This is a genomic window from Micromonospora sp. ALFpr18c, from assembly GCF_008868155.1.
Taxonomy (GTDB): domain Bacteria; phylum Actinomycetota; class Actinomycetes; order Mycobacteriales; family Micromonosporaceae; genus Micromonospora.
This window is the reverse complement of the sequence record NZ_WBKR01000167.1, coordinates 1-14,509: the sequence shown is the minus strand read 5'-3', so window position 1 is coordinate 14,509 and position 14,509 is coordinate 1. Positions and strand designations below refer to the sequence as shown.

General features: G+C 71.1%; 13 protein-coding genes. 5 read left to right on the top strand and 8 right to left on the bottom strand.

Annotation, left to right across the window (positions count from 1 at the left end):
* Positions 1 to 541 precede the first annotated feature (541 nt).
* The 4 genes from F8271_RS24220 to nadA form a co-directional block, all read right to left on the bottom strand.
* Positions 542 to 1,102: a helix-turn-helix domain-containing protein gene (locus F8271_RS24220; RefSeq protein ID WP_151492130.1), complete on the bottom strand. Its 561-nt coding sequence runs from the start codon at positions 1,100 to 1,102 to the stop codon at positions 542 to 544.
* 140 nt (positions 1,103 to 1,242) lie between these two features.
* Positions 1,243 to 1,836 (bottom strand): DUF3043 domain-containing protein, encoded by a 594-nt coding sequence (locus F8271_RS24215; RefSeq protein ID WP_151492129.1) that lies wholly within the window; start codon positions 1,834 to 1,836, stop codon positions 1,243 to 1,245.
* Between the two features lie 74 nt (positions 1,837 to 1,910).
* On the bottom strand, positions 1,911 to 3,266 hold the full coding sequence (murA, locus tag F8271_RS24210) for a UDP-N-acetylglucosamine 1-carboxyvinyltransferase (RefSeq protein WP_151492128.1): 1,356 nt from the start codon (positions 3,264 to 3,266) through the stop codon (positions 1,911 to 1,913).
* Between the two features lie 212 nt (positions 3,267 to 3,478).
* Positions 3,479 to 4,654 carry a quinolinate synthase NadA gene (gene nadA / locus F8271_RS24205; RefSeq protein WP_151492127.1) on the bottom strand — a complete coding sequence of 392 codons (1,176 nt, stop codon included), beginning with the start codon at positions 4,652 to 4,654 and terminating at the stop codon, positions 3,479 to 3,481.
* 68 nt (positions 4,655 to 4,722) lie between these two features.
* On the opposite strand from nadA, the gene F8271_RS24200 reads away from it, so the two are divergent.
* The 3 genes from F8271_RS24200 to F8271_RS24190 all read left to right on the top strand — a co-directional run bounded on the left by F8271_RS24200 (position 4,723) and on the right by F8271_RS24190 (position 7,571).
* Positions 4,723 to 5,862, top strand: a complete 1,140-nt coding sequence (locus F8271_RS24200) for a glycerate kinase (protein ID WP_151492126.1) — start codon at positions 4,723 to 4,725, stop codon at positions 5,860 to 5,862.
* A gap of 182 nt (positions 5,863 to 6,044) precedes the next feature.
* Positions 6,045 to 6,413 (top strand): iron-sulfur cluster insertion protein ErpA, encoded by a 369-nt coding sequence (gene erpA / locus F8271_RS24195; protein WP_007463211.1) that lies wholly within the window; start codon positions 6,045 to 6,047, stop codon positions 6,411 to 6,413.
* Positions 6,414 to 6,593: 180 nt separating this feature from the next.
* Complete coding sequence (locus F8271_RS24190) at positions 6,594 to 7,571, top strand: carbohydrate kinase family protein (protein WP_151492125.1); 978 nt, start codon at positions 6,594 to 6,596, stop codon at positions 7,569 to 7,571.
* Positions 7,572 to 7,698: 127 nt separating this feature from the next.
* Here F8271_RS24190 and F8271_RS24185 read toward each other — a convergent pair whose 3' ends face one another.
* Positions 7,699 to 7,908: a DUF397 domain-containing protein gene (locus F8271_RS24185; protein ID WP_151492124.1), complete on the bottom strand. Its 210-nt coding sequence runs from the start codon at positions 7,906 to 7,908 to the stop codon at positions 7,699 to 7,701.
* A gap of 14 nt (positions 7,909 to 7,922) precedes the next feature.
* Complete coding sequence (locus F8271_RS24180) at positions 7,923 to 8,771, bottom strand: helix-turn-helix transcriptional regulator (protein WP_151492123.1); 849 nt, start codon at positions 8,769 to 8,771, stop codon at positions 7,923 to 7,925.
* A gap of 101 nt (positions 8,772 to 8,872) precedes the next feature.
* On the opposite strand from F8271_RS24180, the gene F8271_RS24175 reads away from it, so the two are divergent.
* The gene (locus tag F8271_RS24175; RefSeq protein ID WP_151492122.1) at positions 8,873 to 9,160 is read left to right on the top strand and encodes a hypothetical protein; all 288 of its coding nucleotides are present in this window, start codon (positions 8,873 to 8,875) and stop codon (positions 9,158 to 9,160) included.
* A 672-nt stretch (positions 9,161 to 9,832) separates the two neighbouring features.
* Complete coding sequence (locus tag F8271_RS24170; protein ID WP_151492121.1) at positions 9,833 to 13,609, top strand: hypothetical protein; 3,777 nt, start codon at positions 9,833 to 9,835, stop codon at positions 13,607 to 13,609.
* Positions 13,610 to 13,749: 140 nt separating this feature from the next.
* Here F8271_RS24170 and F8271_RS24165 read toward each other — a convergent pair whose 3' ends face one another.
* Both F8271_RS24165 and F8271_RS24160 read right to left on the bottom strand, forming a co-directional pair.
* On the bottom strand, positions 13,750 to 13,983 hold the full coding sequence (locus tag F8271_RS24165; RefSeq protein WP_151492120.1) for a sulfurtransferase TusA family protein: 234 nt from the start codon (positions 13,981 to 13,983) through the stop codon (positions 13,750 to 13,752).
* A partial coding sequence (locus tag F8271_RS24160; RefSeq protein WP_151492119.1) for an aminotransferase class V-fold PLP-dependent enzyme occupies positions 13,980 to 14,509 on the bottom strand: 530 nt, incomplete at its 5' end. The genes F8271_RS24160 and F8271_RS24165, both read right to left, overlap by 4 nt.

Genomic DNA, 14,509 nt, shown 5'->3' with positions numbered 1-14,509 from the left:
GGCCCGGCCGCGTGGCGGCGGGGGTGGTTGGTGGGACATCCCGATGTCGCCGGGGTAGCGCTGGCCGGGGAACTGGGGATGCCACTCGGTGGTCGGTTCGACCACCCAGGACGGTTCGTTCGGATCCCGCCACCGGTCGGTGTAGCGCCCGCTCATCCGCCGAGCCCGTCGCCACACCCGGCCGTTCGGCCGATCCCCGTCCGAGGTGCGCCGTCCGCGGTCGTGCCGCAGTGACCGCCGGGCGTCCGGTCGCCGCCTGCCACGCCCCGGTGGCCGGCTCGCGTCCGCTCGCTCACGGCGTTGTCACCTCGTTGCAAATTGTCGCGCTGGGGCCTCGCGTGCCGGTCAGGTCGCCCGTTCCAGCAGGGCGTGGCTGCGGATGGAGGGTAACGGCGTGGGCTCTCTCACCGCCACTGTGGCACCGCCCATGGGCGCAAACGTTATCCCATGGTTTCGGACATTTGGGTCTATAACCCAATCTGACCTTCGACGATATCCCAACCATCGGCCCAGCGGCTCGCGCGGGACACCCGCCCCAGGGTCAGGGATGCTCCATGACGAGGACGGCGAAGGTGCCCGGACGCAGCGCCTCGTAGCGGTGCGGCGCGTCGCCGGGGAACGTGGCGTAGTCGCCGGGATCGAGGTCGACGAGGCCCGATGCGGGCCCCAGCCGCAGCCGCCCGGCGGCGACCACCACGTGCTCGACGCTGCGCGGCGTGTGCGCGTCCGCGGTACGGACCGCGCCGGGCTCCAACCTGATCAGATAGATGTCCCGCCGCAGATGCGCGGCCCCGGCGCTGAGCAGGGTGCCGGTGAAGTCGGCCTGCTCCGAGCGGACCTGCGGGCCGTCGCCGGCCCGGATCACCCGTACGCCGTCCGCGGCCGGCTCCACCAGCCGACTGAGCGGTACGCCGAGCGCTTCACTGAGCGCCCACAGCGTCTCCACGCCCGGGTTTCCGGTCCCGGACTCCAGGTGGGAGAGCGTGGACTTGGCGACCCCGGCCCGGCGGGCGAGCTCGGTCAGGGAGATGCCGACCCGTTCCCGTTCCCGACGCAGGGCGCTGGCGATGGTGGTCAGCGGGGCGGCCGGCTCGGGAGACATGGCTTCGCTCCAGGGGATCAGTGTGGTTGCACCGCACAGCGACGACCTGTTCACCAGGGTGAACTATGCGAACGGTACAACGAGCGACCGTGCCCCGGATGCTTCGTGCTCATCCGATGCCGCTCATCGCGGCGCGGCGCTCAGACCTTCTCGCCGAGCTTCACCTGAGGAGCCGGAGCGCGCATCCGACGGAAGGTGATCGACCGCATCACCGCGTACAGGTAGAGCGAGCCCATCCGCTGGTCGGTCTTCGGGAAGCGTTCCCGGACCAGCTTGCCGATCTTGCGGCAGATCAGCACCGAGTCGACGACCACGCCCAACGCCAACGCGCCCCAGAGCACGTTGGAGATCAACCGGACCAGCGGCGGCATCGCCGCGTTCGACCCGATCAGCACGATCAGCGCGCCGCCGAAGAACCAGGTGCCGACGGTACGGCGGGAGTCGACCACGTTGCGTGCCAGCAACCGCTCCGGGCCCCGGTCGCGGGGGCCACCCTCGCGGCGGAACTCCGACGCGGCCTCGGCCCGCAACTGGCGGCGGCGCTCCCGCTCCTCCTCCTTGGTCAGAGGACGGCTGGGGCCGGCCGGGCGACGGCCGACGGTCGGCCGCTTCGGCGTCTCCCGACCCTTGGCCGGGGTGTAACCCCGGGGACGGTCGGCGGTCTCCCCGGGGGTCACCGAGGTGACGGCCTCGTCGACGAGGTCGGTGGACTTGCGGCGAAAGAGCGACGGCACGCGGCAAGGGTAGCCAACGCGCCGCGCCCGGTGCACATCGCGGTGCACCGGGCGCGAACAGTATGTGGTCGGGGTTACGGACGCTCGGCGTGCGCGCCCAGATCGGCGAGCTTGGCCTCGAAGTCCTCGTAGCCCCGGTTGATCAGGTCGACGCCGTACACCCGGGAGGTGCCCTCGGCCGCGAGCGCCGCGATCAGGTGGCTGAACCCGGCCCGCAGGTCGGGGATGACCAGGTCGGCGGCGTGCAGCTTGCTCGGCCCGGCGATCACCGCGGAGTGCTTGAAGTTGCGCCGGCCGAAGCGGCACGGGGTGCCGCCGAGGCAGTCCCGGTAGACCTGGATGTTGGCGCCCATCGAGTTCAGTGCCTCGGTGTAGCCCAGCCGCTGCTCGTAGACCGTCTCGTGGACGATCGACAGGCCGCGGGCCTGGGTCAGCGCCACGACCAGCGGCTGCTGCCAGTCGGTCATGAAGCCGGGGTGCACGTCGGTCTCCAGTGCCACCGCGTTCAGCTCGCCACCGGGGTGCCAGAAGCGGATGCCGCCCTCCTGGCCCGGGTCGCCCAGCTTCGGCGCACGCGCGTCGGTGACCTCGTACTCACCGCCGACCGACCGGAAGATGTTCAGGAAGGTCATCATGTCGGCCTGCTGTGCGCCGAGCACCTCGACGTGGCCCCGGGTGGCCAGGGCGGCGGCGGCCCAGCTCGCCGCCTCGATCCGGTCCGGGATCGGCCGGTGGGTGTAGCCGTGCAGCTTGGGCACACCCTGGATCTCGATCACCCGGTCGGTGTGCACCTTGATGATCGCGCCCATCTTCTGCAGGATGCAGATCAGGTCGACGATCTCCGGCTCCACCGCGGCGTTGCGCAGCTCGGTGACGCCCTCGGCCAGCACCGCGCTCAGCAGCACCTGCTCGGTGGCGCCGACACTCGGGTACGGCAGCGCGAACTTGGTGCCGTGCAGGCCGTTCGGCGCGGACAGGTGCAGACCCTCGGGCCGCTTGTCGACCGTCGCGCCGAACTCCCGCAGCGCCTGCAGGTGGAAGTCGATCGGACGCGGGCCGATGTGGCAGCCGCCCAGGTCGGGGATGAACGCGTGCCCGAGCCGGTGCAGCAGCGGACCGCAGAACAGGATCGGGATCCGGCTCGAGCCGGCGTGCACGTTGATCTGGTCGGTGCTGGCGCTCTCCACGTTCGCGGGGTCGAAGACGAGCTCGCCGTTCTCGGCGCCGTCGGTCACCTTGACGCCGTGCAGACCGAGCAGACCGCGGACCACCTCGACGTCGCGGATCTTCGGCACGTCGAACAGCCGGCTCGGGCTGTCACCGAGCAACGCGGCGACCATCGCCTTCGAAACCAGGTTCTTCGCGCCGCGCACGCGGATCCGCCCTTCGAGCGGAGTGCCTCCATGCACGACCAGGACGTCGTCGGTCAACGCAACCTCCAGCGCGTCGGTGCTGCTGTGTTGATGGTGGGGAGCGTGAACCTTGTCGCTACCCCGGAAGCGGCCATATCGAAACGGCCCGCTTGCGTCGTCGCTCCGGCAGCATAGCCCTCGGTGACGAAAAAGGACTCGGTCACATCGGCGTGTGTGGCATTAATCGGTGATCCGGCGCTTTTGTGTGCCAAAGGCGTCACGGATCGTAATCATGCGCCGGGCAGGGCGAGCATCTGGTCCAGTGCCACCCGGGCGTGGTGGGCGGTGTCGGCGTCCACCGTGATCTGGTTGACCACCCGACCGGCGACCAGCTCCTCGAGGGCCCAGACCAGGTGCGGCAGGTCGATCCGGTTCATCGTCGAGCAGTAGCAGACGGCCTTGTCCAGGAACATGATCTGCTTGTCCGGATGGGCCAACGCCAGCCGGCGGACCAGGTTCAGCTCCGTGCCGAGCGCCCACGCCGAGCCGGCCGGCGCCGCCTCGATGGTCTTGATGATGTACTCGGTCGAGCCCACGTGGTCGGCGGCCGTGACCACCTCGTGCCGGCACTCCGGGTGGACCAGCACGTTCACCCCGGGCACCCGCTCGCGGACGTCGTTGACGCTCTCCAGGGTGAACCGGCCGTGCACCGAGCAGTGCCCCCGCCAGAGGATCATCTTGGCGTCGCGCAGCTGCTCCGGCGTGCGGCCGCCACCGGGCTTGTGCGGGTCGTAGAGGACGCAGTCGTCCAGCGACAGGCCCATCTCCAGCACCGCCGTGTTGCGGCCCAGGTGCTGGTCGGGCAGGAAGAGCACCTTCGACCCCTGCTCGAACGCCCAGTCCAGGGCGCGCTTGGCGTTCGACGACGTGCAGACCACGCCACCGTTGCGGCCGACGAAGCCCTTGATGTCAGCCGAGGAGTTCATGTACGTCACCGGGACGGTCTCCGCGGCGATGCCCAGCTCGGTCAGCGTGTCCCAGGCGGCCTCGACCTGGCCCAGCACGGCCATGTCCGCCATCGAGCAGCCCGCCGCCAGGTCGGGCAGGATCACCCGCTGGCTGTCCGTGGTGAGGATGTCGGCGCTCTCGGCCATGAAGTGCACGCCGCAGAAGACGATGTACTCCGCGTCCGGACGCGCCGCCGCCTCCCGGGCCAGCTTGAACGAGTCGCCGGTCACGTCCGCGAACTGGATCACCTCGTCGCGCTGGTAGTGGTGCCCCAGCACGAACACCTTGCTGCCCAGCTTCGCCTTCGCCGCCGTGGCACGGGCCACCAGATCCGGATCGCTGGGCGCCGGCAGGTCGCCCGGACACTCGACGCCGCGCTCGGTGTCGGGGTCGCTGCCCCGGCCGAGCAGCAGCAGAGCCGTCGCCGTGTTGGAGGGTTCCGCCCAGGTCGAAGTCACGTCCCCCATGGTCCCACAGCGCGAGCGCGCCACCGCGTCCGTCGGTGTGGGCTGCCACACTGCTCGGCATGCGCGTGCTGCTCTGCCCGGACAAGTTCGCCGGCACCCTGCCCGCACCGGAGGTGGCCGCCGCGGTCGCAGCCGGTTGGCGCACCGTCACCGACGGAGACGATCTGCTGATCCGGCCACTCGCCGACGGCGGGCCGGGCTTCGTGGAGGTGCTCGCCGAGGCCCTCGGCGGTCGGCGCGTACCGGTGCCGACGGTCGACCCGCTGGGCCGGCCGGCGGCCGGTGAGATCCTGCTCACCGCCGACGGCGCGACCGCCTACCTGGAGAGCGCCCAGGCGTGCGGGCTGCACCTGCTCGCCGCCGCCGAACGCGACCCGAAGACCACCACCTCGTACGGGCTGGGCCTGCTCGTGGCCGCCGCGGTGGAGAGCGGCGCACGGACGGTCATGATCGGGCTGGGCGGTTCCGGCACCAACGACGCCGGCGCCGGCATGCTCGCCGCGCTGGGCGTGACACCCCTCGACGCGGCGGGTGCCGCACTGCCGTACGGCGGGGCGGCGTTGGCCCTGGTCGACGCCCTCGACGGCGCGCCCCGGCTGCGCGACGCCCGGCTGGTGGCCGCCACCGACGTCGACAACCCGCTGCTCGGCCTGCACGGCGCCAGCAACGTGTTCGGCCCGCAGAAGGGCGCCGACCGCGCCGACGTCCTGCTGCTCGACGCCGCGCTGGAGCGCTTCGCGCGCGTGCTGGAACGGGACCTGCCCGGCTGCCCGGTCGGTCTCGGCGCGCTGCCCGGTGGCGGTGCCGCCGGTGGTCTCGGCGCGGCCATCCTCGCCGTGGGTGGCGGCTGCGAGTCGGGCATCGGCCTGGTCACCCGGGCCACCGCACTGGACGCCGCGCTGGACACCGTCGACCTGGTGATCACCGGCGAGGGGTCCTTCGACCATCAGTCGCTGCGCGGCAAGGTGGTCGCCGGAGTGGCCGGCGCGGCACGGGACCGGGGCGTCCCCTGCGTGGTGGTGGCCGGCCAGGTGAGCACCGGCCGACGGGAGGCCGCGTCGGCCGGGGTGACCGACGCGTACAGCCTGGTGGAGCACTTCGGTGGGGAGGGGGCCGGCGGGCTCGACGCCGCGCTGAGCCGCCCCGCGGACGGGCTGCGCGAGCTGGGTGCCCGGCTGGCCCGGCAGTGGAGCCGCTGAGCGGTCCGAGTCGTCCGGTCGTCCGGGTCACGACCGGGTCGACCTGCGGCGGGGGTCACGCCACGCGGGTGCGTCCGGCCGGGGCGGCGTACGATCGGGAAAGGACCACAACCGGGAATCACTGGACGGCGCGCGGCGTTGGCCAGTGCGTCCGGACCCAAACCGCGCAGGGAGACTTCCACGTGACCACGCCAGCGCAGACCGAGTCGACCGAGGCCCAGGCCCCTACTTCCGTCGTCCTCACCGACGTCGCGGCGCAGAAGGTCAAGGCCCTGATCGAGCAGGAGGGCCGCGACGACCTGCGGCTCCGCGTCGCGGTGCAGCCGGGTGGCTGCTCCGGCCTGCGGTACCAGCTCTTCTTCGACGAGCGTTCGCTCGACGGTGATGTCGTCACCGATTTCGGTGGTGTCGAGGTCGTCGTCGACCGGATGAGCGCCCCGTACCTGTCCGGCGCGACGATCGACTTCGCCGACCGGATCGACGCCCAGGGCTTCACCATCGACAACCCCAACGCGGGCAACTCCTGCGCCTGCGGTGACTCGTTCAACTGAGTCGCGCACCACGCACCAGCGATGACGGGGCCGTCCTTCGGGGCGGCCCCGTCGTTCGTGTCGGGGAGCGCTCCCGGCAGGCGGGTTACCGCTCGGTTGCCGATGTCCGACCGACCGGACACCATCGGGTTGCCGGGCCGGTAGGCTGACCGCGCCCTGCTCCCGACCCCGAGGGTTGACATGAAGATCGCCGTGACCGGCTCGATCGCCACCGATCACCTGATGAGCTTCCCCGGTCGCTTCGCCGACCAGCTCATCGCCGATCAACTGCACAAGGTGTCGCTGTCCTTCCTGGTGGACGACCTGGTGCTCCGCCGGGGCGGCGTGGCGGCGAACATCTCCTTCGGCATGGGGCAGCTGGGCCTGCGCCCGGTGCTGCTCGGCGCGGTCGGCGCCGACTTCGCCGACTACCGTTCCTGGCTGGAGCGGCACGGCGTCGACTGCGACTCGGTGCACGTCAGCGAGGTGGCGCACACCGCCCGGTTCGTCTGCACCACCGACACCGACATGTGCCAGATCGCGTCGTTCTACGCCGGCGCGATGAGTGAGGCCCGCAACATCGAGCTGGCGCCGGTCGCCGACCGGCTCGGCGGTCTGGATCTGGTGCTGGTCAGCGCCAACGACCCGGAGGCGATGCTGCGGCACTCGGCCGAGTGCCGCACCCGCGGGTACGCGTTCGCCGCCGACCCGTCGCAGCAGCTCGCCCGGATGGGCGGCGAGGACGTGGTGGCGCTCATCGAGGGCGCCGAGTACCTGATGACCAACGACTACGAGAAGTCGCTGCTGCAGAGCAAGGCGCAGCTGAGCGACGACCAGCTGCTGGACCTGGTCAAGGTGCGGGTCACCACGCTGGGCAAGCACGGTGTGGAGATCGCCGGGCGTGGCATCGACCCGATCCACGTGCCGATCGCGCGGGAGATCCGGGCGGTCGACCCGACCGGGGTGGGCGACGGCTTCCGGGCCGGCTTCTTCACCGCGCTCTCCTGGGGGCTCGGTCTGGAACGCGCCGCCCAGGTCGGCTCGCTGCTGGCCACGCTGGTCCTGGAGACGGTCGGCACCCAGGAGTACGACGTCCGCCCCGACCTGTTCGTCAAGCGGCTCGCCGAGTCGTATGGCGACACCGCGGCCGACGAGGTACGCGCCCACCTCCTGCCGTGAGCGAGCTTCTGGTTGCCCGCGGTGCTGTGCTCGCTGGCGCGTGCACACCACCGAGGCGCCCCGGCTGGGGCGCGACGCTGCCTGAGCTGGAAGCGGCAGGCCGAGCGTCATGGGGTGCGGGGTGGTTTTAGCGGGACGCTCCGAGCCCACCGGCTGCGGTCACGGCGATGAAGGCTGACCATTGGTGCGCGGGGAAGACGAGCACCGGGCCCGAGCGGTCCTTGCTGTCTCGCACCGCCATCTGACCGGGCAGGACGGCGCACTCCACGCAATCGCCGTTGTTGGCGCTGCGGCTGCTGACGAACCAGCGGGCGGTGGCGAGGTCGGGGGTGGACACGGTGGCCTCCGGGGCTAGGCCGCGCCGGCCAGCTCCCTGATCAACGCGCGCGATTCGGCGGGCGAGAGGGCGACCTGGCGCAGATTGTCTGCCACCATGTTATAGGTCCGCACACCGTCCGGATCCTGCACGTACATCGCCCCGTCGAGCACCTCGGTGTAGGCGATCGGCCGGACGTGAACGAAGTCCAGCAGGACGAACTTGCCGAGCGGCGTTGCGGCATGCGGCCCGTCCTCGGGGCGGAGCACCTGCACGGTGACGTTCGGCAACTCGGACATGGTGATCAGGTGTGCGAGCTGGGCTCGACGGGTCTCGTCGCCGTTGACCCGTAGCCGCAGGGCCGCCTCACCGATGACCGCGTGCAGGACGAGCGGGTCGTCGTCGGTGAGCCGTCGGGCGCGCGTCTGCCGAAACGACACGAATCGCTCGGCGTGGTCGGGGCGGACGAACCCGGTGCCGAGGGTCAGCGCCTGGGCGTAGTCCTCGGTCTGGAGCAGACCGGGGATGACCATGGACTCGAAGACGAACGCGCCGTCGGCCAGCCCTTCCAAGCCCACGTACGTCTTGAACCAGTCGGGCATCACCGCGGCCCACGGTGCCCACCAGGTCTTGGCGTCCGACCGAGTGGCGAGCGTGGTGAGTCGGTCGATCGCGGGCTGATCCGCTCCGCAGGCCCGGAGCACGGCCGCGATGTCCTCCGGGAACTGCTGGTAGCGCCCGGTCTCCATATGGCCGAGCTTCGGCTTGCCGATGCCGGTTCTGCCGGCCAGTTCCACGAGCGTCATCGTCGCCTCGCGTCGGTAGCGGCCGAGTTCGGCGCCGATCAGCCAGCGCAGGGCCGAGGGGTCGGTCCGGGGTCCCATCGGGCTCGCCTCCAGTGAGTTCAACGTCAGGGCTATTTTGCCGTTCCCTCTTCCATAGTGCAAGGTATGCGGCTATACGTATAGCTAAGAACTAGTTGGAGGTGTCCATGCTCGATCCGGCTACCGCACCGCTCGGCACGCAGAAAGAGTTCCACCTGATGCTGGTCGAGCTGGCCAACGCCTTCGCACCCCGGCGCTTCGCGATCTGCGAGGAACACGGGGACCGAATCGACGGACGGGTCTTCGCCTGGGGTCTCGCATTCGAGGACAGCGCCCTACTCTGCGATGACGAGCAGGCGCTCACCGGGAGGTTTCGGAGCCCGGACAGCGCGGTGCGGCTCTTTGCCCGGTCGGGCCGTCGACTGAGGCTGATCTGGATCGACGAATGATGTCACAGTCAGTGGATGCGGCGGACATCGTAGGGCCGAGAGCCCGCCTCCTGCCGGTGACCCACGGACAGGGCTTCACCGGCAGGACGGCTCGCGGGAACCTTCCGACCACCTCGCTGTAACTCGACAACCCGTTGTTACGGGCACGAGCGACAGACGGGAGGATGGTCATGAAAGGCACCCTGGGTGGAAAGTGCCCCGCTTTTCTCCTCACCCGGGTGCCCTCGGGTGTGCACCTGAGCTGCTGGCAGGAGCCGGTGCTGTTGGCCGCGCCGGTGCCCGGTCGGCACCTCATCCACTGGGCTGAGGACGCGCTCGGGTCGGAGTTAGCCCTCGACGTCCTGCGAACCCGGCCGAGGCCGTGGTCGAGCGGATGGTGGGCGCTCTGTCGGCGTCCGTCCTCATCGAGATCGGCCTCGCTCGGGCCGACCGGCTGCACATGCCGGCGCGGTGCCCCGTGAGGTGCTGGCGGGCGGGGGCTTCGGCAGTGTGGTGCCGATCAGGCCGGCTGATCACGGCGTCGACCACATCCTCGTTCGGCCGGCCAGCCACCTGCTCGATGGCGGCGGGACCGTCGTGACGCCGGTGCGGACGCAGAGGCCGCAAGAGGTCCTTCCCGATCTGACCGCGGTTAGCCGGCGGGCGGCACCGGCCTCAGTGGGATCAGCAACCGTGCGCCCTGTCACGGCGCAGTACGCCAGCCCGCCGCGCGTCGCGGAGTGGCAGTCCGACCCGCGGCCACGCTTCGCCAAGGCAAACCGGTCCCGCTGGCAGAACGCGCTTACCCCGCAGGATCGGGCGGGGGTCGACGCGGTCGTCGAGGCGATGCACCCGCTCGACGCGGCTCCCGGCGCGCAGCGGGCGGGGGAGCTGGCGGTCGTCGAGGCCCTGCGTTCGCTCAATGTGCTGCGGGACCACCACGGCGCGGCGCGTCGAGGCGAGCACCTGTTGGCCACGATGCACCGTCGGTTCATCCGGGACGGGCGAGCCGACCCTTCCCGGGTCCGTCGGATGATGCTGCACCACCGCACCGATCTCGGCGGAAGCGATCGGGAGATCCTCGGGCACGCGGCGGCGGCGGTGCGACTGGCGCTCGCCCACGGCAGTGCCCTGCCCGCCGCGACGATCGACACCGGCAAAGCGACGCTGACCGTCGAGTTCGCGGCACCGGGCGGCACCAGGCCGCTGCTCTCCGCCGAACAGCACACCGTGCCCGTCGACGTCGTTCCCGTGGACAAGTGGACGGAAGCGCTGACCGACTCCGCTCTGCTCGTCGACGGTCGACTGAAAATCCGGTCGGACGCGAGCGACCGGTCCCTCGTGCTTGGCCTCGCGGGGCTGTTCGCCCAAGTCGCCGCCGAGGGGGTGGTCGGCCCTACCGGGACCCTGCGGGCGAACAGCGCGGAGGCCCTGCACGCCAAGCGGACGATCCTGCGGCGGATCCACTTCGGCGGCAGTGCGTGGGGCACGACCCGACCGAAGCGATGGCTGAAGAAGCACCTCTCGATGCCGCACACCACGGAGGTGCTACGGGCCGAACTCCGAGCGATCGACGAGGAACTCGCGGCGGTGGATCACGGCCACTCGGACACCGCGGTCTGGGGCGTCGACCGGCCCGCCCACCTGACCGGCAAGGCCTCCCTCGCCGACCATCTCGCACGGCGGATGGTCGCCGCGTCCTCGATCGGGACCACCTTCGCCGGTGGGCTGAGCAATGACCCGCCGCGTGCGATGGCGCTGATGGGGTCCTCGGTCGCCGGGACGGGCACGATGAACATCGTCCAGGCGGCGTCCGACGCGCTGGCGGCGAACGCGAGCCGTAACGTCGCACCGGAGGTCGTCCTGACGGCCCCGAAGCGGTGGGGTGAGCGGGGGCGACCGGCGAAGAGCACGCTCGGGCTGCCCATCGCTCAGATGACCAAACGTGCGCCCCCCGCGCTGTCGATGGCGGCGGCGTCCGGTCTGGTGACCGGTCTGGTGGGCCTCGACGTTCGCGCGGTGCTGGACGCGAACGGGCAGGTTCTCGTCGAGGGGCACAAGGTGCACCGGTGGGACCTGGCCGGCCTCTCGACCGCGCTGCAGGGCGGGCAGAGCCTGCTGGCCGGCGCCGGCTCGGACTGGGTGTTCGACCTGTGGGAGGGACGGGCGAGGGACCGCTTCACACGCGCACTGGAGGGCAGCCCGGACCACCGCCGTAATCGGTATGTGGAGAACGCGTTCCACTACACGCTGGAGCTGTACAGACGGTGGGCGGAGTCCCTGAAAGCCGGCCTCCCGGTTCCGGAGCACCTGAAGGTCGGCCTCAGAGGGCTCGCCGAGGAGGTGGGCTCGCTGGCGAACGCGATCGACCGGGAGGTGGCCGACAAGGTCAGCGACCTGCGCCACCGCCGTCGACTGTTGCGGCGGTTTGTCGGCATGTTCGGTCGGCAGCAGGGGCGGCAGAGCTACGACCTGGTCGATCGAGGGCTGCCCAACGGAATGCCGAAGATCTGGCACAACATGCTGCGCACCGGCACCCAGTACTCCGCCGCGCAGGTGCCGTCCCAGGTGATCGGTCATCTCGCCGGCAGCGCGGCCGGACTCGCGGACGCCGGTGTGCTGTCCGGCCTGGGACGAGGTCTGGCCTACGGGGCCGGTTGGAGCGCGCTGAAGAACCACGAGTTCCGCGACGCGATGGCGGTGGCGGCCTGGGACGCCCGGTTCCGGCTGGGTGTCGTCCGGACCCTGCTGGACGCGATCGTCAACGGCGTGGCCGTGGACGATCGCGTGCTGCCCCGCGCCGCCGATCCGCAGCGTTACCCGTGGTTGGCCAAGTTCAGCCAGGACACCGCGCGGGTACTTGACCAGCGCAAGATCAACCAGCTCGTCGAACGGCCTACCGAGATCTCCAAACGTACCCAGATGATCTACAAGCATGTGCCGGCCACCACCGCGGGCGCGCTGGGTTACGGCATCGCGGCGGGTGCCGGGATGATCGCCGCTCCGGTGGCGCTTCCGGTGATCCTCACGGCCGCCGGTGTCCTGGCGGTCACCGGCGCTGGCGAGACGTACCTGCGGACCCACGAACCCCGGCACCGCCAGGCGGCGCGGTTTGCCGGTGCCGTCGCCGAGGTGAGCAGCCAGCCCCGCTCCGGCGAGCAGTTCGTGCAGGTTCTCCAGGAGAACCTTTCCGGAGCGGCAGCGGCCAACAAGCTGATCACACCGATCGAGCTGCCACCCAAGGCCGGTGTGCTCAAGCGGTTCGGTCGTTGGCAACGCGACGGGTTCAGCGACGTCTGGGTCAGCGGGCGTCGGCGCGTCGGGCGGGCCATCGTGTGGGCGCAGGATCGGGCCCGCTCCGGTGAGCCACCGCGACACCTCACCCGGCAACCTCTCCGGGTGGCCGGGCCGGTCCGTCTGACCTCGGCCGATCGCGCCGAGGTCGACGTACTGCACGGTATCCTCACCGACCTCGACATGCTCAAGAGCTGGTCCGTCGGCGACGACGAAGACCGCAAGCTGCTCCGTAAGGACCTCGCTCGGCACCTCGACAAGCTCGGCCTCTGGCGGGGCGAGGCGGGGCAGGACTGGTCCTGGAACGACGCGCGCTGGACGGCGATCGCCGCAGCTCTGCGATCCCGACACGGCCGTGCCAACCCCCTAGCCCAGAGCGACCCGGGCGGCGTCGAGTCCGCCGCGTCGATGGCGGCGGTCCGGGGCGCCGGGTCGGATTCGCTGTCGCCGTACCGAAAGGCCGTCGACGATGAGCGGAGGAAGACGGATCACCTCTGGGCCGGCATCGCCAAGATGTCGTCGCCCGAGGGGCAACCGCGAGCCTGGGCGTCGGTGACCTCACCGACCACGCTCCAGTTCGCCGTCGGCGACCTGAAGAACGCCGAGCTGAACCTCCGGGTCGACACGGCGCTCAACGGGCCCGCCGAAGTCGTGCTGCGCCTGCGGCACTGGTCCGCGCCGACCTACGAACTCGTCGTCCGGGACAGCGCCACCCTGCACGACCCGGATGCCCTGGGTCGTCTCCTGGACGGGGCCGTCGAGCAGATCAGGATCAATCGGCCCGGCCTCGGTGCCCGGTCGTGGAACCTGGTCCAGCACGCGTTCCGCACCGAGGACAGGTATCCCGTCCTGCGTCGACAGCTCGATCCGTTCGGCCCGCCGACGTGGCCGCTCCGGCCCACCGTTACGCACTCTGGGCCGCGTCTAGATCACTCTCCTGAGACCGCGCAGAGCCCGTACCTCGATCAGTACGCCAACCGGACACCAGCGGTATCGATGCTTGTCGCTGATCCTGCGATGCCGCGGCTGGCCGAGATGCGGTCGAGCACGGCAAGCGGGCCTGCACGGGCGCACGGATCGGTGAAGGAGGCCAGTCAGCAGCAGATGCCGTACGGGGCCGCGGCATGGAACGGCCCTCGATCCGGCGCCCATGGCCCTTCCACCACTCTCCGCTAGGTGAACGTGCGGCGTGCCCAGCCCAGCGGAGGTCTGCCCGCTGGGCTGGGCACGCTCCCGCTCTTCAATGCCCGGCATCGCTGGCGTCCCCGCGGGGCACCGGCCAGTAGCTGGTAGGGCTCCTCGTCCATCGGCTCTCCTCAGTGGGTGCGGCGGATGTCGTAGGCGGGGCCTTCGGGGCCGGTTACCGATCCCAGGAACTCCTGGCCGCGCATCCGGCACCAGGCGGGGATGTCGACCGCCGCCGCCGGATCGTCGGCGAGCACCCGGACGACCGTGCCGACCGGCACCTGCGGCATCCGGCGGGCCGCCGCGATCACCGGCAGCGGGCAGCGCTGACCCCGGCAGTCGAGCACCTCGTCGGGCATCGTCACAGCCCCACCACCCCGGCCTCGGCGCGCAGTGCGGCGACGATCCCGGGCAGCTCGGCGAGGAACCGCTCGACGTCCGCCTCGGTCGTCTCCCGGTGCAGGCTGACCCGGACGTTGCCGTGCGAGAGCACCCCCATCGCCGCCAGCACGTGTGAGGGGCGCAACGTGGACGACGTGCAGGACGAGCCGGACGACACCGCGAAGCCGCGCCGGTCCAGCGCGTGCAGCAGCGTCTCGCCGTCGACGTACAGGCAGGAGAAGGTCACCAGGTGGGGGAGCCGGAGCACCGGGTCACCGACCACCTCCACGTCGGGCACCTCCGCCGCGACCCGCGCCCGGATCCGGTCCACCAGCGGCGCCAGCCGGGTCTCCTCGGCCGCGGCGTCGGCGGCCGCCGCGCGCAGGCTCGCCGCCGCCGCCACCACCGCGGGCAGATTCACCGACCCGGGGGTACGACCACCCTCCCGCTCGTCGGCCGGCCACGGTGACTCCCAGCGGATGCCCTTGCGCACCGCCAGCAACCCCACCC

What these genes read in the sequence shown, in the direction of transcription:
- F8271_RS24220 (WP_151492130.1), bottom strand. Translation starts at nt 1,102, where the DNA reads ATGTCTCCCGAGCCGGCCGCCCCGCTGACCACCATCGCCAGCGCCCTG.
- F8271_RS24200 (WP_151492126.1), top strand. Translation starts at nt 4,723, where the DNA reads ATGCGCGTGCTGCTCTGCCCGGACAAGTTCGCCGGCACCCTGCCCGCA.
- F8271_RS24190 (WP_151492125.1), top strand. Translation starts at nt 6,594, where the DNA reads ATGAAGATCGCCGTGACCGGCTCGATCGCCACCGATCACCTGATGAGC.
- F8271_RS24180 (WP_151492123.1), bottom strand. Translation starts at nt 8,771, where the DNA reads ATGGGACCCCGGACCGACCCCTCGGCCCTGCGCTGGCTGATCGGCGCC.